The sequence below is a fragment of the Heliorestis convoluta genome, assembly GCF_009649955.1.
Lineage (GTDB): Bacteria > Bacillota > Desulfitobacteriia > Heliobacteriales > Heliobacteriaceae > Heliorestis > Heliorestis convoluta.
The window spans coordinates 2,809,169-2,826,601 of sequence record NZ_CP045875.1 but is presented as its reverse complement, the minus strand read 5'-3'; the positions used below and the strand labels follow the sequence as shown (position 1 = coordinate 2,826,601).

19 protein-coding genes and 1 pseudogene are annotated in these 17,433 nt (G+C 46.2%); 18 read left to right on the top strand and 2 right to left on the bottom strand.

Annotated features, from left to right (window positions below):
- The first annotated feature begins 80 nt into the window (after nt 1-80).
- Entirely contained in the window at nt 81-1,442 is a 1,362-nt protein-coding gene (locus tag FTV88_RS13395) for a TrpB-like pyridoxal phosphate-dependent enzyme (RefSeq protein WP_153726082.1), read from the top strand.
- 78 nt (nt 1,443-1,520) lie between these two features.
- Here FTV88_RS13395 and tatA read toward each other — a convergent pair whose 3' ends face one another.
- Entirely contained in the window at nt 1,521-1,742 is a 222-nt protein-coding gene (gene tatA, locus FTV88_RS13390) for a twin-arginine translocase TatA/TatE family subunit (protein ID WP_153726081.1), read from the bottom strand.
- A 204-nt stretch (nt 1,743-1,946) separates the two neighbouring features.
- Here tatA and FTV88_RS13385 point away from each other — a divergent pair, with 204 nt between their 5' ends.
- The 13 genes and pseudogenes from FTV88_RS13385 to mnmL all read left to right on the top strand — a co-directional run bounded on the left by FTV88_RS13385 (nt 1,947) and on the right by mnmL (nt 12,277).
- Nucleotides 1,947-2,261: a YerC/YecD family TrpR-related protein gene (locus FTV88_RS13385; RefSeq protein WP_153726080.1), complete on the top strand. Its 315-nt coding sequence runs from the start codon at nt 1,947-1,949 to the stop codon at nt 2,259-2,261.
- Between the two features lie 141 nt (nt 2,262-2,402).
- A complete protein-coding gene (gene hisZ / locus FTV88_RS13380) occupies nt 2,403-3,623 on the top strand; it encodes an ATP phosphoribosyltransferase regulatory subunit (protein ID WP_153726079.1) in 1,221 nt (406 codons plus the stop codon).
- A 3-nt stretch (nt 3,624-3,626) separates the two neighbouring features.
- Nucleotides 3,627-4,286, top strand: coding sequence for an ATP phosphoribosyltransferase (hisG, locus tag FTV88_RS13375; protein WP_153726078.1), 660 nt, complete (start codon nt 3,627-3,629; stop codon nt 4,284-4,286).
- A 35-nt stretch (nt 4,287-4,321) separates the two neighbouring features.
- Nucleotides 4,322-5,568, top strand: a pseudogene (hisD, locus tag FTV88_RS13370) (histidinol dehydrogenase); the annotation flags it as partial.
- 57 nt (nt 5,569-5,625) lie between these two features.
- Entirely contained in the window at nt 5,626-6,753 is a 1,128-nt protein-coding gene (gene hisC, locus FTV88_RS13365; RefSeq protein ID WP_153726077.1) for a histidinol-phosphate transaminase, read from the top strand.
- On the top strand, nt 6,750-7,358 hold the full coding sequence (gene hisB / locus FTV88_RS13360; RefSeq protein ID WP_153726076.1) for an imidazoleglycerol-phosphate dehydratase HisB: 609 nt from the start codon (nt 6,750-6,752) through the stop codon (nt 7,356-7,358). The genes hisC and hisB overlap by 4 nt, the downstream gene beginning before the upstream one ends.
- A gap of 85 nt (nt 7,359-7,443) precedes the next feature.
- Nucleotides 7,444-8,055 carry an imidazole glycerol phosphate synthase subunit HisH gene (gene hisH / locus FTV88_RS13355; protein ID WP_153726075.1) on the top strand — a complete coding sequence of 204 codons (612 nt, stop codon included), beginning with the start codon at nt 7,444-7,446 and terminating at the stop codon, nt 8,053-8,055.
- Nucleotides 8,049-8,801 carry a 1-(5-phosphoribosyl)-5-[(5-phosphoribosylamino)methylideneamino]imidazole-4-carboxamide isomerase gene (gene hisA / locus FTV88_RS13350; protein ID WP_153726074.1) on the top strand — a complete coding sequence of 251 codons (753 nt, stop codon included), beginning with the start codon at nt 8,049-8,051 and terminating at the stop codon, nt 8,799-8,801. Before hisH ends, hisA begins: the two co-directional genes overlap by 7 nt.
- Entirely contained in the window at nt 8,795-9,580 is a 786-nt protein-coding gene (gene hisF, locus FTV88_RS13345; RefSeq protein ID WP_153726073.1) for an imidazole glycerol phosphate synthase subunit HisF, read from the top strand. The genes hisA and hisF overlap by 7 nt, the downstream gene beginning before the upstream one ends.
- Complete coding sequence (hisIE, locus tag FTV88_RS13340; RefSeq protein WP_153726072.1) at nt 9,568-10,278, top strand: bifunctional phosphoribosyl-AMP cyclohydrolase/phosphoribosyl-ATP diphosphatase HisIE; 711 nt, start codon at nt 9,568-9,570, stop codon at nt 10,276-10,278. Before hisF ends, hisIE begins: the two co-directional genes overlap by 13 nt.
- Before the next feature lie 202 nt (nt 10,279-10,480).
- Entirely contained in the window at nt 10,481-10,735 is a 255-nt protein-coding gene (locus FTV88_RS13335) for a hypothetical protein (protein WP_153726071.1), read from the top strand.
- 213 nt (nt 10,736-10,948) lie between these two features.
- Nucleotides 10,949-11,176 carry a hypothetical protein gene (locus tag FTV88_RS13330; protein WP_153726070.1) on the top strand — a complete coding sequence of 76 codons (228 nt, stop codon included), beginning with the start codon at nt 10,949-10,951 and terminating at the stop codon, nt 11,174-11,176.
- 159 nt (nt 11,177-11,335) lie between these two features.
- Nucleotides 11,336-12,277 (top strand): tRNA modification radical SAM protein MnmL/YtqA, encoded by a 942-nt coding sequence (gene mnmL / locus FTV88_RS13325; RefSeq protein ID WP_153726069.1) that lies wholly within the window; start codon nt 11,336-11,338, stop codon nt 12,275-12,277.
- A gap of 61 nt (nt 12,278-12,338) precedes the next feature.
- On the opposite strand, the gene FTV88_RS13320 is transcribed toward mnmL, so the two are convergent.
- Nucleotides 12,339-12,875 (bottom strand): ferritin family protein, encoded by a 537-nt coding sequence (locus FTV88_RS13320; protein ID WP_153726068.1) that lies wholly within the window; start codon nt 12,873-12,875, stop codon nt 12,339-12,341.
- Nucleotides 12,876-13,059: 184 nt separating this feature from the next.
- On the opposite strand from FTV88_RS13320, the gene FTV88_RS13315 reads away from it, so the two are divergent.
- The 4 genes from FTV88_RS13315 (at nt 13,060) to FTV88_RS13300 (ending at nt 17,395) form a co-directional block, all read left to right on the top strand.
- The gene (locus tag FTV88_RS13315) at nt 13,060-14,448 is read left to right on the top strand and encodes an MFS transporter (RefSeq protein ID WP_153726067.1); all 1,389 of its coding nucleotides are present in this window, start codon (nt 13,060-13,062) and stop codon (nt 14,446-14,448) included.
- Between the two features lie 81 nt (nt 14,449-14,529).
- Nucleotides 14,530-15,549: a DUF4367 domain-containing protein gene (locus FTV88_RS13310; protein ID WP_153726066.1), complete on the top strand. Its 1,020-nt coding sequence runs from the start codon at nt 14,530-14,532 to the stop codon at nt 15,547-15,549.
- Nucleotides 15,550-15,563: 14 nt separating this feature from the next.
- Nucleotides 15,564-16,499 carry an ABC transporter ATP-binding protein gene (locus tag FTV88_RS13305; RefSeq protein WP_153726065.1) on the top strand — a complete coding sequence of 312 codons (936 nt, stop codon included), beginning with the start codon at nt 15,564-15,566 and terminating at the stop codon, nt 16,497-16,499.
- Between the two features lie 44 nt (nt 16,500-16,543).
- Complete coding sequence (locus FTV88_RS13300; protein WP_243137531.1) at nt 16,544-17,395, top strand: ABC transporter permease; 852 nt, start codon at nt 16,544-16,546, stop codon at nt 17,393-17,395.
- The last annotated feature ends 38 nt before the right edge of the window (nt 17,396-17,433 follow it).

Genomic DNA, 17,433 nt, shown 5'->3' with positions numbered 1-17,433 from the left:
TGGAGTGGTACATCTATACAAAGACGTTCTATTGGTGCAAAAATCAAGCACAAGGCGCAGACAGGAGAGGAGAGTTGAGCATGAGTTTACCTCATTCCAAAAAAATCATACTTGAAGAGAAATCAATACCCCAAGCCTGGTACAACATTCAAGCAGACTTGCCAACACCATTAGATCCACCGTTGAATCCACAGACCTTCCAGCCAATAGAACCTGGTGATTTATCACCTATTTTTCCCATGGAGCTAATTAAGCAAGAAGTAACGACGGAGCGCTGGATTGAAATTCCAGAAGAAGTTCGTGAACTATATAAAATGTGGCGCCCTACGCCTGTATATCGAGCGACACAGCTAGAGAAGTTACTTGACACGCCTGCAAAAATTTACTACAAATACGAAGGCACCAGTCCCGCTGGTAGCCATAAGCTTAATACATCTTTGCCCCAAGCGTACTATAACCAAAAAGCAGGCATCACCCGACTTGCTACAGAGACAGGAGCGGGCCAATGGGGCAGTGCCTTATCACTCGCTTGCAAGTTTTTTGACTTGGAATGTACCGTCTACATGGTCAAAGTCTCTTGCGAACAAAAGCCCTATCGCAAATCTTTTATGCAAGTTTACGAAGCGGAAGTGATTCCGTCTCCTTCTACGCGCACAGCAGCCGGTCGTCATGTGCTAGAAGAAAATCCCCAATCAACAGGCAGCCTGGGCATTGCCATCTCAGAAGCGGTGGAAGACGCAGCATCTCGACCAGACACCAATTATGCCTTAGGAAGTGTCTTAAACCACGTTATCCTTCACCAAACGATTATCGGCTTAGAGGCAAAAGCCCAACTGGCCCAAGTTGATACCTACCCTGATATTGTCATTGGAGCCTGTGGCGGTGGCAGTAACTTTGCCGGCATCGCCTTCCCCTTTATGCCTGAAATGTTCCAAGGCAAGAAGACTCGCTTTATCGCTGTAGAACCTGACGCTTGCCCTACCTTAACCAAAGGCACTTTTGCCTATGATTATGGAGACACGGCGAAGCTTACACCGATCACGAAAATGTATACCCTCGGTAGCAGCTTTATGCCACCAGGCATCCACGCCGGCGGCCTCCGTTACCACGGCGAATCTCCTCTTGTCAGCCAACTTTTCCACGATGGCTTTATTGAAGCGCAGGCTTACGGTCAAAAAGCCATCTTCGAAGCAGCGCTGACATTTGCACGCACAGAAGGCATCGTACCGGCACCAGAATCTGCCCACGCCATCGCCTCTGCCATTGCCGAAGCGAAAAAAGCCAAAGAAGCAGGCGAAGAAAAAACAATCCTCTTCTGCCTCTCCGGCCACGGCCTCTTCGATCTAGGCGCCTATGATTCCTACTTCGAAGGCAGACTCAACGACATTCCACACTCCGATGAAGCACTGGCTAAAAGCTTAGAAAAATTACCAAAAGTATAAAATGATCAGAAAAGGCCTCTTCACCACCATAATAGTGTGAAGAGGCCTTTTGCCTTGCCATTTGCAAAACAGAAAAAATTATTGCTCTTTTTTCTTTTCTTCCTCAACAATCCGAGCATCAACTTCCTTGGCTTTGTCGCCGGGTGTCTTTTCTGGTGTCACTTCTTCCTTAAACTCCTTTAAGCTTTTGCCGAGAGCTCGTCCAATCTCAGGCAATCGCTTGGCACCAAAGAAAAGCAGAACCAGAGCGAGCACCAAAAGCCATTGCGTAGGGCTCAGAAAATATCCAAAAGTAATCAAAACAAATTCCTACCTTTCTTACCTTACCCATAGAGTAGCATAAAAATCGACACAAGTGCTATCCATAGTATATCAAAGAGAGGCCAAAAGGCTCAACTGCCATTCGACTTGCTAGAAAGAATTCTCTAGTTGCAGGAACCTTGAAAAAATCATTATACTAACGATAAGCCTTGAATCGCTACGCTACGATAGGAGGAGAGCTTCTTGGTGGCTTCTAAACTACAAGAAGAATCACTGGATCGGCTTTTTGAAGCCATATTGGAGCTTCAGAATATAGAAGAGTGCTATCGTTTTTTCGAAGACTTGTGTACTGTCGCTGAACTAAAAGCACTAGGACAACGCTTACAAGTGGCCAAAATGCTTGAAAAAGACTGTACCTACACCCACATCGCAGAAGAAACAGGTGCAAGCCCAGCGACCATATCACGAGTAAAGCGCTCTTTGCACTACGGTGCCGATGGCTACAAGTTGCTTTTGCAACGACTTCGAGAAAAGAAAAAACTCGTTGACACCGTTTAAAATTTCATGATAGGCTTAGAAATATCACTTTAACTAGATGAAGTAATGTAATGAAAAAGTATCGTGTAGAAATGGTATAGAAACCATACAATGGTCTTATCTTTGCTTTTAGGATTATCAAGAGGAGGGAATGGCGTCGTTATGACGAAAGATCGCAGCTTATTACAAATTCCAGCAGGGATGCGAGATTTTTTGCCTGGGGAAGCACAAATGAAGAGAGCTTTAGAGAACAAATGGGCTCAGCTCTATACGTCATGGAGCTATGAGGAAGTGATCACGCCAACGGTGGAATATCTCGATGTGCTTGCCATCGATACAGGGGAAGAAATGGCCGGTCGACTTTTTCAACTTTTCGATCGCAAAGGCCATATTATGGTTTTGCGTCCTGAAATGACTACACCCATTGCACGCCTTGTTGCCTCTCGTCTTTATAAAGAACCCTTACCACAGCGTCTTTTCTATGGTGCTAACGTTTTTCGCTATGACGAACCACAGGCAGGCCGACAGCGAGAAATCTATCAATCAGGCGTTGAGCTGATTGGAGCACCGGGACCCCTTGCCGATGCAGAAGTGATAGCACTGGCTGTAGAAGCCCTGCGCGAATCCGGATTAGAAGATTTTCAGATATCAATCGGTCAAATTGACGTATTCAACGGCATTATGGAAGAGTTACCACTGTCACCAGAAGAAAAAGTGAAGATTAGCCGACTGGTCGCCAAAAAAGATTTTGTCAGCTTAGAAGAATTTTTAGACGATCATCCTCTTAACCTAGATCAAGCTGAGCTCTTGCTTCGATTGCCTACCTTCCACGGAAGCAAGGAAGTTTTAGAAGAAGCCTCTATTCTAGCCGTCAATGAAAAAGCTCGCCAAGGCCTAGAGAATCTTCGCCAAGTCTATGAAGCCCTTTCGCTTTATGGTGTGCAAGATTATATTGCCTTAGATCTAGGTGTCCTGCGTGGCTTTGACTATTATACGGGCGTCGTTTTTGAAGGGTATACAGAAGGCCTAGGCTTCCCCATCTGCGGAGGCGGACGCTACGATCGACTGCTAGCGCAAATGGGCTTTGACAGTCCCGCCACTGGTTTTGCCATTGGTCTTGAGCGAGTTTTGCTTGCCCTATCTCGTTCTAATCAACCATCACCTTACCCAATGCCAGATGTATTACTCGGTGGCGACAACTTGCCTGAAATCTTAGGCAAAGCAGCACGACTGAGAGCACGCGGTTCTATCGTGGAAATTGATGTTTTAGGCCTACAAGAAGAAGCCTTAAAAGCCTACGCTCGCGAAAGAGGTATCCGCAATGTGGTCTACTTTGCAGCATCGCCTCAAACAGAGCCCGACGATAGCAAAGAGGAGGCCTAGTTCATGAGAAACTTTTTGACCATTGCTTTACCCAAAGGCAAGCTTTACGAAGATTCTGTCGATCTATTACAAGAAGCAGGACTTTGCACAGAAGGATTAAAAGAAGATAGTCGCAAAATGGTCTTCACCAATGAAGTAGAAGGCCTGAAATATATCATTTGTCGCCCCACTGATATTCCTACCTTTGTAGAATATGGTGCCGCTGATCTAGGCATTGTAGGCAAAGATACGATTGTGGAACAAGACAAAGACTTGATGGAACTGGTTGACTTGCGCTTTGGCTATTGTCGCTTTGTCGTCGCTTTACCAGAAGTAACAGCGCAGGGCCGCGACCTCAGCCAGTTTAATCATCGTCGTGTTGCCACCAAGTTCCCCTACGTAGCAGAAAACTTTTTTCGCCAGCGGGGTATGCAAGTAGAAGTGATCAAGCTTCACGGCAACATCGAACTAGCGCCGGCTGTAGGCCTGGCCGACATGATCGTAGATATTGTATCGACAGGACGGACTTTACGAGAGAATCAACTCGTCGCAATTGAAGATATTTTTGGTGCCACTGCTCGCCTTGTAGCCAACCGCGTAGCCTATCGATTGAAACACCAAAAAATACAACCTCTCGTCGACTGTGTGCGCAGTATCGTCAAAGATAAGGAGGTCCGTTCGTAAATGATACGCCGAATCGCCTATCCTTCTGCAGAAGCCGATCAGCTGCTGCAGAAAAAAATCTTGATGAAGGCCCCGTTGCTTCTCAGGTCGCTCAAATTCTCGAAACAGTTCGTAGGGAAGGCACGGAAGCGCTTTTTGCTTATACACAACGCTTTGATGGCGCCACCGTTACGGAAGCCAACTTTGCCATTTCAGAGCAAGAAATTGAAGAAGCCTACCAGAAAGTGGACCCTACCGTTTTAGAAGCTTTGCGCCGCGCATTGGTCAACATAAAAAAATATCACGAAAAACAAATGCGCCCTTCCTGGATGGAACCAGAAAGGGACGGGACGATTTTGGGACAACTGATTCGTCCCCTCGATCGTGTCGGCATATATGTTCCGGTGGCCTTGCTTCCTACCCATCCTCGGTGCTAATGAACGCCATACCGGCTCAAGTTGCCGGTGTAAAAAGCATAGTCATGGCGACACCACCTGGAAAAGATGGTTCTATCAACCCCTACACCCTTGTCGCAGCGGCTGAATCAGGCGTTACAGAAATCTATCGTATGGGAGGCGCCCAAGCCGTGGCGGCCCTCGCCTATGGCGTAGGCGTAAAAGCTGTCGATAAGATTACGGGTCCTGGCAACATTTATGTAACCATTGCTAAGAAGCAAGTCTATGGCACTGTTGACATTGACATGTTAGCAGGCCCTTCGGAAATTCTTGTCATAGCAGATGAAACAGCCTCACCGGCTTATGTAGCAGCAGACTTTTTGTCGCAAGTCGAGCATGACGTTCGAGCTGCGGCCATTTTAGTGACACCATCTCAAGAGTTAGCTCAAGCCGTTGAAAGAGAAATCGAAGAGCAACTCGCCACCTTGTCACGCCAAGACGTGATGGTACAGGCTTTACGGGACAACGGCGCCGTGATCATCGTAAAAGATTTAGAGGAAGCTTGTAAAGTCTCCAACCTCTATGCACCAGAACACTTAGAAGTATTAACACAAGAACCTTTTGCTTTGCTCGGCAAACTTACCCACGCCGGCGCCATCTTCGTAGGTCCTTACTCACCCGAACCAGTCGGTGACTACTACGCAGGACCGAACCACGTCTTACCAACAGGCGGCACGGCTCGTTTCTATTCTCCCTTAAACGTAGACACCTTTATGAAAAAAACAAGTGTCATTGCCTACTCTCAAGAGCGCTTTGCCAAAACAGCCGACGATATCATAGCCTTAGCCACCGTTGAAGGGCTAGACGCTCACGCCAATGCCATTCAAGTACGCTTGAAAAAGAAATAAAAACCCGCTTCCATCAATCGCAACAAAAGCCACAAAAAGAAAGAAGGGATTGTTCCAGTGGAGAGGAAAAGCCCTCTTACATGGGCTCGACAAGATATTCGAGATATGGTACCGTATCAAGCCAAGGTATATCCAGAGGGTGTAAAAATTGACGCCAACGAAAATCCCTTCCCTTGGCCCCAATCCTATGTTCAACGCGTACAATCAGAAATCGCCACCTATCCCTTTACTCGCTACCCCGATTCAGAAGCCAAAGAACTACGTCATGCGCTCAGCCTCTACACAGGTCGCTCCACCGAAGAAATTCTTATCTCTAATGGTTCCGATGAAGCGATCCAATTGATTCTACTCACCTTTGGTGGGCCTGGCTTGGCCACTGTTATTTCCCATCCCACTTTTGTCATGTACGGCATGGCCACCCGTTATGTTGGTGGAAAAGTTATCGATGTACCTCTTCTCGAAGAGAAAGGAACCTATCGATTGGACGTACCGGGGCTGCTAGCCGCGGCTGCCAAGGAAGAATCGAGAGTTATCGTGATCTGCAACCCGAACAACCCCACAGGCAACTGCTTTTCAGAAGAAGACATTATCGCTGTCTTAGAAGGAACGGACAAAATCGTCATTGTCGACGAAGCTTACTACGAATTTGCCGGCAAAAGTATGGCAGCACGGCTACAGGAATTCCCGAACCTTATAATTTTACGCACCTTTTCCAAAGCCTTTGGATTGGCAGGCTTGCGGGTCGGATATACTATGGCGTCGCAAGAAATCATTCAAGAAATGCACAAAGTGCGCCAGCCTTTTAACGTGAACGCCTTCTCTCAGCGAGCAGCCTGCATCGCCTTAGAAGAAAGAGAAGCTTTTCAAGAACAAATCGATACCATCCTTGCGGAACGAGAAAAGCTTCTGCCACGGCTCAAACCCTTTTCTTGGCAAGTCTATCCTACAGACGCCAACTACATCTTCCTCCGTCCCTATGGTGAGACAGAAGAAGAACAAATGGCAATAACTACAAAAATCCATCAAGCTCTTCTAGACCGTGCCCTTCTCGTTCGCAAGCTCGGCGGCGGACCGGGCCTGAATGGCACCTTACGCATTACTGTGGGCCAAGAAAAAGAAAACGATCAACTTATCGCTGCTTTAGAGTCCCTCTACGATCCGGAACAAAAGAGGTGGACCCTGTGAACCTTGTAGAGAGAGATAACAGAAAAGCTACCATCGCTAGAAAGACAGCTGAAACCGACATAACAATGGAATTAAACCTTGACGGCACAGGTCGCTACGAAGGCAAGACAGGCATCGGTTTTCTCGATCACATGTTCACTTTGCTGGCTAGGCACGGTCAACTCGACCTTACCCTAACTTGCCAAGGTGATCTAGAGGTAGACAACCATCACACTGTAGAAGATCTAGGTATCTGCCTAGGCACAGTCTTGCAACAAGCATTGGGAGATAAAAAAGGCATTACCCGCTATGGCCACGCCTACGTTCCCATGGACGAAACGCTCCTTCGAGTCTGTCTTGACCTTAGCGGTCGCCCATTTCTTGTCTATAAAGTAACTCTCCCTGTAGAACGAGTGGGCGCTTTAGAAACAGAGTTGGTTGAAGAGTTCTTCCGAGGTTTTGTCAATCACAGCTTTATGAACTTACACATCCACCTCCTAGAAGGCGGAAACGGACATCATATTATTGAAGCCATCTTCAAAGGGTTGGGACGAGCCCTCAAGCAGGCTGTTGCTATAGATCCTCGGACAGCGGGGCAAATTCCTTCTACTAAAGAAGTGTTATAACCGAAGCACTTCTTGCTACTTGCCCTTACACAGGATGGGGCAGTCTATTCTACTTTCGGAACGAACCAGGGAGGCGGAAGCTACAATGATCGCGATTATAGACTACGGTATGGGGAACTTGCGAAGTGTCCAAAAAGGCCTGGAGAAAGTAGGATATGAAGCCTATATTACCAGTGACCCTGAAGAAGTGCTCAAAGCCAAAGGCGTTATTCTCCCAGGCGTAGGCGCTTTCGCCGACGCCATGGACAATCTGCGCAAAAGCAATCTTATCGACGCTATCTATCAGGTGATCGAGCAAGGAAAGCCTTTTCTCGGCATTTGCCTTGGTTATCAACTGATGTTTGAAGAAAGCGAAGAAGGAGGCTGCCATCGAGGTTTGGGCATTTTCCCCGGGAAAGTTCGGCGCTTGCCAGCAGGTTTCAAAGTGCCTCACATGGGATGGAACCAATTGACAATTCGACAAAAAAATGCTTTGCTAGAAGGGGTGCCTTCGCAGTCTGAATTTTACTTTGTTCATTCCTACTACGTTGAGCCGGCTGATGATTCTTTAATTATTGCAACGGCTGGTTATGGCTTTGATTTTTGCGCGATTGCAGGTCGCGATCGCCTAGTAGGAGCACAATTCCACCCTGAAAAATCAAGCGATCTAGGTCTTAAAATTTTAGAGAACTTTGGAAAGCAGGTAGAGAAATGTTAATTTTTCCAGCGATTGATTTAAAAGAAGGCCGTTGTGTCCGTCTCTACCAGGGGCGAATGAGTGAAGCAACTGTATACAATGACGATCCTGTAGCACAAGCCTTGGCTTGGCAGGCACAAGGTGCGCAGATGATTCACCTTGTCGATCTCGATGGGGCTTTTGAAGGAGTCCCGCAAAACCTTGATGCGATCAAAGACATATTAGACGCTGTAACAGTGGCTGTTCAAATTGGTGGCGGCATTCGTGACATGGCCACTGTTGATAAATACTTGAGTCTAGGCGTTTCTCGTGTAATCCTCGGCACCGTGGCGATAAAAAATCCTGATCTTTTTGCCACAGCTTGTGAAAAGTACGGTTCTCGCATTGTCCTTGGCTTGGACGCTCGCGATGGCTGGGTAGCTACAGACGGTTGGGCAGGCACATCTGAAATAACAGCTTTAGAGTTGGCTGTAGAAATGAAAAAGCTTGGAGCCAAACGAGTGATCTATACGGACATTTCCAAAGACGGCACCATGGCAGGTCCGAACTTGAAAGCAACAGCCGATCTAGCTAGAAAAACAGGCTTAAAGTTCATTGCTTCTGGCGGCTTTGCTACCATTGACGATGTGAAAGCAGCTGCTGACTTATACACCGAAGGCATAGAAGGTGTGATTCTAGGAAAATCGATCTATACAGGTTCCATTGATCTTCCAGAAGCGATTGCATTGGCCCGCTCGGCAACAGCCGGGAGGGAAGATGTATGCTAACGAAGCGGATCATTCCCTGTCTCGATGTTCACGGGGGCCGTGTCGTTAAAGGAACCAACTTTGTTAACCTTCGTGATGCCGGTGATCCTGTAGAACTGGCAGCAACCTATGATCGAGAAGGCGCTGATGAACTGGTTTTTCTTGACATCACCGCTTCTTCCGACAATCGTGCCATCATGCTCGATGTGGTTCGTCGTACTGCAGAAGAAGTTTTTATTCCTTTTACCGTGGGTGGAGGCTTGCGTACCGTTGAGGATATTCGAGAAATGCTGAAAGCAGGGGCTGATAAAGTTTCTCTTAACACCTCGGCAGTACAAACGCCGGACTTAATTGCAGAAGGTGCCAAAAAGTTTGGCTCTCAATGCATTGTCGTTGCCATTGACGCCAGACGACGTCGCAACGAACAAGGAGAATCTTTAGAAGCCTGGGAAGTGTACATTCATGGTGGACGGACACCAACAGGCATGGATGTCATCGAATGGGCCAAAAAAGTAGAAGGACTAGGAGCCGGAGAAATCCTCCTAACGAGCATGGACTGTGATGGTACCAAAGATGGCTATGATATTCCCTTAACGTCTGCTATCAGTGAAGCCTTGTCCATTCCCGTCATTGCTTCCGGTGGCGTTGGCAACCTGGAACATATCTATGAGGGACTTACCGCAGGAAAGGCCGATGCAGCCCTGGCCGCTTCAATTTATCATTACAAAGAATATACCATCCGAGAAACGAAGGCCTTCTTAGAGGAGAGAGGAGTGCCTGTACGGCGATGGCATCGTTAAACATAAGCAACGATCTGATAGATAAGGTAAAGTATGACCCCCAAGGACTCGTTACGGCAATCATTCAAGACTATCGTGATGGTAGAGTCCTAATGGTTGCCTATATGAATCGAGAATCTTTAGCCAAGACGATTGAAACAGGGCAAACCTACTTCTACAGCCGCAGCCGACAGACTCTATGGCACAAAGGTGAAACATCCGGTCATGTGCAGTACGTAAAAGATCTGGAAATTGATTGTGACGGCGATGCATTGCTTTTTCAAGTAGAGCAAGTCGGTGTTGCTTGCCATGAAGGCTTGCGCTCTTGCTTCCGAAGCCCGGACCTCGAGGCACAAGAAGGGGACAGAAAGAATCAAGATCTAGAAGCAGAGAAAAGTATCGACTCTATCGATAGAGAAAAGAACAAAGAAAAGCGTGATATTGGTTTGGTACTTACAGGACTGAGCCAAGTCATTGCAGATCGCCAAAAAGAAATGCCTGAAGGATCTTATACCACCTACTTGTTCACCAAAGGCCAAGACAAGATCTTAAAAAAAATCGGTGAAGAAGCCGCAGAAGTCATAATAGCTTCCAAGAACCATGCGAATGAAGAAATCATCTATGAAAGTTGTGATTTCCTCTATCACCTTCTCGTATTGCTACGAGAGCATAACATCGAGCTTTCTGATCTGGCCCAAGAGCTAGATAAAAGAAGGTAGCGTTGGTGTACCAAAGCCATCCTATGGCAGCAGATACAAAAAATATAGAGCATCATTTTTCAAGGACTCAGTCAATTGGCTGAGTCTATTTATTTTTGCAAGATAAGAGACAGAAGAGGCGCTGAAAGTAACTTTTCCAAGACATAGCTTGCCTGAGAAAATTCCATACTAAAGACAACAAAGGAAGGAAGGAGACAGGACGGTGAGTAGAGCAGTTGTCGTAGACCGAGAAGGTGCTATCCGTAAGCTTCGTTCTCTAGTCAAAGAACTAGAAGCGGGCGCTTTATACATTGGCGATACCAAAGTAGAAATACCAGAAGAATTTTTGCTCTCTATAAAATATCGCCGTGGTGAGCACCAGGGTGTAGAAATTCGCATGGGTTGGGATATTATCGAAGAAGAAGAAATTATAGAAGAAGATAAGCATGATCGAGCCTGGCATCAATTGTTACACTAGCAGCAACACAGGGCAAGGATCTGCTACGTTCTTTGAGAGAGATTGTCGAGAAAGCATAGTTGGCTACAAAAGAACAGGCAAAGCTTAAAGAAAAGCAAGAAAAGAAACGACAAATTCTAGATCTTAATAAATTATGACGAGATTTTTTCCTATACAAGGAATAAAAAATATAGTAATATCTTGGTAAGCATGCTATGAAATGGAGGGAAGCTGATGGGTTGGAACAAAGAAGAAGACATTCAACTGGCAATTGATGCCATTAAGCTGATGTTGACCAATAATGATTCTATTCCCCAGTATGTTATAGATATCTATCATGGACACATGAAAGAATCAGAAGAAGAAATGGTATTATGTTTTTACAAAAATCTAGAGGAAGAATTTCCGGATATGCTTCGCTTTTTTGCACCTCAAGGAGAGCAAGTAGCCAGCTCAAGCTAGTTCAAATACCATTGTTCAAGAAAGCAGTGGCTAGGGCGTAAAAGCCCTGCCACTGCTTTTCTTTTTTCATCGCCTTGACTGCGCATTGTGATCTGCTCTGGTGAATGCTAGAATAATGAAAAAGTATGAGAGCCAAAGAGCAAGAAAGGAAGTCCCTTCTTGGAAGACAACAAGGTCCCCTTCGTATGGGGAGATAAACGCTATCACGCCCTAAACTATCATCTTCGTCAGCGTTTTGGTGAGAAAGTGATGAAAGTATCACTCAACGCTGGCTTAACTTGCCCTAATCGAGACGGTACCATTGGCACCGGTGGATGCATCTTCTGTTGCCCCCAGGGGTCAGGTGCCTGTGCAGGCGATCCAGAGCATGAAATTGCTCGACAGTTCAAAACAATTCGGGAAAGAATTCAAAAAAAATGGCCTCAAGGTAAATACATTGCCTATTTTCAAGCCTATAGCAATACCTATGCCGATCCTACCTATCTCAAAGGGCTTTATGAAGAAGCTCTGGCCCAAGATGATGTAATCGGTCTTTCTATTTCGACGAGACCAGACTGTTTGCCTGAAGAGACACTGGAACTGCTTTCAGAACTTCATGAGCGAACCTATCTCTGGGTAGAAATGGGACTACAGAGCATTCACAATAAGACACTAGAACGAATCCAGCGCGGTCACGACGTTGACACCTTTTATGAAGCCTTAGAGCGACTGCGAGCGAGAAATATTCGCACTTGTGCCCATATTATCTATGGCTTGCCTGGTGAAACAGAAGAAGACATGATGGCTACGGGAGAAGCTGTAGCAGCCATGGATATACAAGGATTAAAATTTCATTCCTTGCACTTGATGAAAGGAACAGCTCTTGTACAAGAGTACGAAGCTGGCACCTTTGAATTTCTCGATCAGGCCACTTATACGCGGAGGGTTGTCGACACCTTAGAAATACTGAAGCCTTCCGTTGTCATACAACGTTTAACCGGTGATGCGCCTCGACACCTTTTACTAGGCCCGAACTGGATCAATCGCAAGTGGCTGGTGCTTCAGGGCATTGACGATTTGTTGCTGGAACGCAACAGCTGGCAAGGAAAAAAGTGGACCTAACAAGTCAAAAAAAGCCTAGGCAAGGCGCTTTTTCGCAAGCGCACTGCCCAGGCTTTTTTCTTTATCCTTTGGTAATAAGACTCATCCACAAATACAATAACCAGGAAGCGTGCCGCTGTTCATCCATAGCAGCCGATGCAAAAACTTTGACAATATAAGGGTCTGTAGCCATCTCAGAAATGGCCTGGTAGTCGGCGACGGATTGCAATTCTTCGCGAATGGCCATTTTCAAGCCTTCTGCATAGGTCGCTGGCAAAGCCCCTGTAACAACTTTTGCTTGACGGCCTGTAAGATTTCTATAGATTTCAACAAAAGAGCGGTAATGATCTCTTCTTTCTTCAATCAAGATGTCTCGAATAATTTGCCGTGCTTCCATCGTCGGAGCCAACTCGACAAGGCGCGTATAAAAGTGTATAGCCTGATATTCACCGACGACTGCCTTGGCGATTTTATCGGCAAGGGGAGAATTGGTGCCATGATGGTGAAGAGGAGTTTCATGATGTCTCTGTGGATTATTGGATTTATGGCTATGGTAACCAAGAGCGGGGTTGGCATAATGGTAAAGCCGTTCATAAGATGAATCATCAAAGCCTGCCATTCCAAAACCTCCTTCTGCAAGAACCTAAAGGAGTGTACGATTCCCTCTTTATTGTATGTTGCCGCCATCGAGAAGTGTCACGGGAATTTTGTAACAGTGGTTTATAAGCTTTTTTTATGGTACTCTAAATAGAAGTGCTTTCATCATAGACAACCCATGAAGTCGAGGAAAGAAGGAACCGACATTGACAGGGCGACAAATTCGAATTCTAATCACCTTTTTATCTGGTGTATTTTTAGGAGCACTCGATCAAGGCATATTAGGTCCTGCGCTGACTACGATTATTCGGGATTTTGATATTTCTCCGAAATGGGGCGTCTGGGCAGTAACAGTCTATACACTCGTTTATGCTGTTTCTATGCCGATTACAGCAAAGATTGCCGATAACTATGGTCGTCGAAATATCTATATGGTTGGCATCGCTCTTTTTGCCTTTGGTTCTTTGATTAGCGGTCTTGCAGACAATTTATATCAGCTATTGATTGGACGAGCTATTCAGGCCATTGGAGGTGGTGGCATTTTGCCGATCGCTGTTGCTGAGATTGGCCTAGCCTTTTCCAAAGAACAGCGAGGCAAAGCCTTAGGGCTTTACGGTGCTACCTGGGGTATTGCTTCGATTGTTGCGCCTCTTCTAGGTGGTTTTTTTATTGAATACTTTTCCTGGCCCTGGCTCTTTTTCATCAACGTACCCGCTGCCCTGCTTATAATTTTGCTGGCTTTCACGTTACAAGAAGATCAAGTTGACAGAAAAGCAAAAGTGATCGATGTAAAAGGCTCTATTCTCACAGGCGCTATTATTTTCTGTTTTATGCTTGGCTTAAGTCATATTCAAGGCCACCTTGGCTGGGGAGGTATTGTCAAACCGAATGTCTATCTCTTTTTGCTAACAGGACTGGCTCTGATTCCTTTGTTGATTCATGTAGAGAAAAAAGCGGTTGATCCTGTAATCAATCTACAGTTTTTTCAGAATCGCAGACTTTCCATCGTTTTTATGCTGGCACTTTTATCGGGCGTGATTATGATCTCGATTCTCTTTCTACCGGCCTATGTGGAATATATCTTAGACTTTCCAGCAGGGAGAGCTTCTTATATGGTTTTACCCCTGGCTATGGCCACGGTAATTACCTCCCCTTTGGGTGGCGCCATTGCAGACCGCTTCGGTGCTCCGAAAGCGCTTTTCTTTGGCTTTACCAGCAGCACTCTTGGCGCTCTTGTCCTCGCCATTCTTGCTCTTTCCATCCTATCTTTCTCACCAGCCTCAGCTTTGCCCATGGCCATCGCCACCGGCGGCCTCATCTTTTTAGGCGCAGGATTGGGACTTGTGATGGGATCGCCCCTTAACTTACTTGTGATCAGCCAAGTCGATAGCTCGGAAGTATCAAGTGGTCTCGCTGTTATGACGGTTATTCGATCTTTAGGAAATACCTTAGGCCCCGTCATCATGGGTGGACTGCTGGCTACAGCCACCACCATGGGTCAGCCTCAAGAAGGATTTATCGGCATTTTCTTCGTCGTCACATCTGTTAGCCTCTTGGGTATGGCTTTGACGCTTCTATTAAAAAGAATTGCATGATTTTGGAATAAAAAAACCTCCTAGCGGTGACAATGAGGGCAAAGACATTGTCAAGGTACGCGCATAGGAGGTTTTCTTTTTATGACTGATGAAAGAAAGGGCAACTCTACCCCTGATAAAGAAAGAGAGACAGCGTCTGACTTCAACAAAAGCAAAGGTGAAGGTAGAGCAGAAGAAAAAATAGAAGCCAGAACAGAAGAAAGAGAAAGAGCAGAAGCGAGAACAGACGAAGAACCAAGAGTAAGAGGCGGAAGAAATGACTCCACAAAATGGATAGCTGGCGCTGTGGCAGCCCTTTTGCTCATCACCTTGTTTACAGTTACGCCATTGCGACAAGCAGCGGCAGACTTTCTTGCCCAGTTTCGAGTACAGCGCATGGAAATTGTAGAAGTGAACCCGCAGCAAATGCAGCATATGGCCCAACAAATTCAGACCCAGATCGGCGAAATCGACTTGCAGCAGTTTGGCAAAGTCGATGTTCGCAAGAATCCAGAACAAAGACAAGTCACCTTAGCAGAAGCAAGACAACAAGTGCCTTTCGCCATTCAAGCCCCTACTTTTTTGCCAGAACAGTTTCGCCTGAATGAACCGGTCACGGTCCACCAAGGTGGAGAAGTGGCTTTTACCCTTGATGTAGGTCAAGTAAATGCCTTATTGCAACAACTCGGCGCCACTCGAATGCTTCCTGAAAATTTACAAGATAAAACCTTTCGTATCGCCATCCCCGAAGGCGTTCGCATGCAGTATATCCATGCCGATGGGCAACAACAAGTGAATATCAGCCAGTTTAACAGCCCCGAGATTATGGTTCCAGGCGGTGTTGATGAAAGAGAAGTGCGCGATGCTCTTCTAGATTTACCGGTCTTACCACAAGAATTGCGGAGCCAGCTCGCAGCCATTGATGATTGGAAGAACACAGCCATTGTACCCTATATCGAAGGTCATATGGATCGCGTAGAGGTTAAAGGAGAAGAAGCTATCTACGGCCTATCACCGCAGGGTTTGGGCCATCTTATGTGGATGGAAAACGGTTTAATCATCCAAATGCATGGCAACTTAGATAAAGAAACCATGATCCAAGTCGCTCAATCGCTGCGTTAGGGCAGGAGACTTTCATGGTACTAGCGATTGAAACAAAAAAACTTACCAAGACCTATGGAGGCAAAGGGGGCTGTCAGGATATTACCCTGACAGTCCCTACCCGATCTATCTTTGGCTTTCTCGGACCGAACGGTGCTGGCAAAAGTACTCTCGTTAAAATGCTTGTGGGCTTACTTCACCCTGAATCAGGGCAGGCCAAGCTCTTTGGTCGACCGATTGAAGAAGAAAAAACAAGAGAGCGAATTGGCTTTTTGCCAGAAAATTTTCGCTATCATGACTGGCTGACGGGGGAAGAACTGCTTTATCACCATGGCGCACTTTTTGGTCTCAATCAAAAAGCCATTGAAGGAGCCATTCCACGAGTTTTACGACAAGTGGGTCTGACCAATCGAGAAAAAGAAAAAGTAGGCAAATACAGCAAAGGTATGCAACAGCGTATTGGCTTGGCTTGCGCTCTCTTGCCCAATCCTGAGCTGCTATTTCTTGATGAGCCTACGTCGGCCTTAGATCCCATTGGCCGTAAAGAAGTGCGCGATTTGTTGGTGACCTTAAGAGACGAAGGAAAAACGATTTTCCTAAATAGTCATTTGTTGAGCGAACTAGAAACGGTTTGTGATGGCATCGCCATTATCAAAAAAGGCCGCCTCGTTTTTCAAGGAGATTGGCGAGAGCTGGCCGGCAAAGGCTATCGAGTCAAAGTCGTAACAGGGGAATTAGAGCAAGAACAGTGGGCCCAATTGCACAGCCTTCCTTATGAGATGCTGGCGCAACAACGGCGACCGGCTTCCGTAGCCACAGCCGGTTGTCATGAACTCATTTTTGCCCTTTCAGTGGAAGAAATTCCAGCTTTGACCCGTGATCTCGTGGCAGTAAAAGTTCCATTATATGAAGTTACGCCGATCATGGATTCTTTGGAAAAGCTCTTTTTGGAATATGTTCATGAAGCATAGGGGCGATTCAGTTGTGAAAGGGTGGAATTTGATTCGTGTTGGCCATGGCTCGTCTGACCTTCGTTGAAGGATCAAGAAAAAAAATATTTTTACTTACCTTGTTGCTATCGCTTCTTTTTCTCTTGCTTTACGGCCTGGCTTTAGAATTCGCCTCACGAGAAATGTTGCGTTTGCAAGCCGGTCCCCAGCAAGTGATGATTCAACAAATCATAGGACAGCAGCTTTTAGGTTCCGGTCTATACTTTGCTTCCTTTATCCTCGCCTTGTTGGCTTTGCTCGCGAGCGTGGGTTCCATCGCTTCAGAAGTAGAAAATGGTCTACTCCACTCCATTGTGTCTAAGCCCATTCGGCGCTGGGAGATTGTGCTCGGTAAATTCCTAGGCTTTGCCACCATGCTCGTTGCTTACGCTTTGCTGCTATATCTTGCTGTATTGGCTATCAATCGAGCCTACAACCCAATAGCCCTTACCCTTGCGGGGCCAGAAAATGTATTCTTAGGTGCCTTGCTTTTTGCCTGGCAGCCTGTTGTGTTGCTGTCCATTGCTTTGCTTTTTAGTACTCTATTGCGTACGATTACAGCTGGCATTGTTGCTGTCTTGTTCTATAGTCTGGGCTCTATCGGTGGCTTTTTAGAACAAATTGGCAGTATGGTGGCACGAACTGACTTGGTCAATATTGGGATTGTCATTAGTCTTTTTATGCCCAATGATGCTATTTTTCGCAAGCTTATGGCTGTTGTGACTACGCCTGATGGCAACAATCCCATGCAAGCCCTTGCCGTAGGGCCTTTTGGTATTTCTTTGCCGCCTAGTGACATGATGGTTGGCTATACGCTTTTCTATGTCTTTGCTATTTTGGGTTTGGCTATCTACTTTTTTCAGCGCCGTGATTTGTAGGGAGGTATAAGGGCTTACGCTTCCTTGAATACTACGAC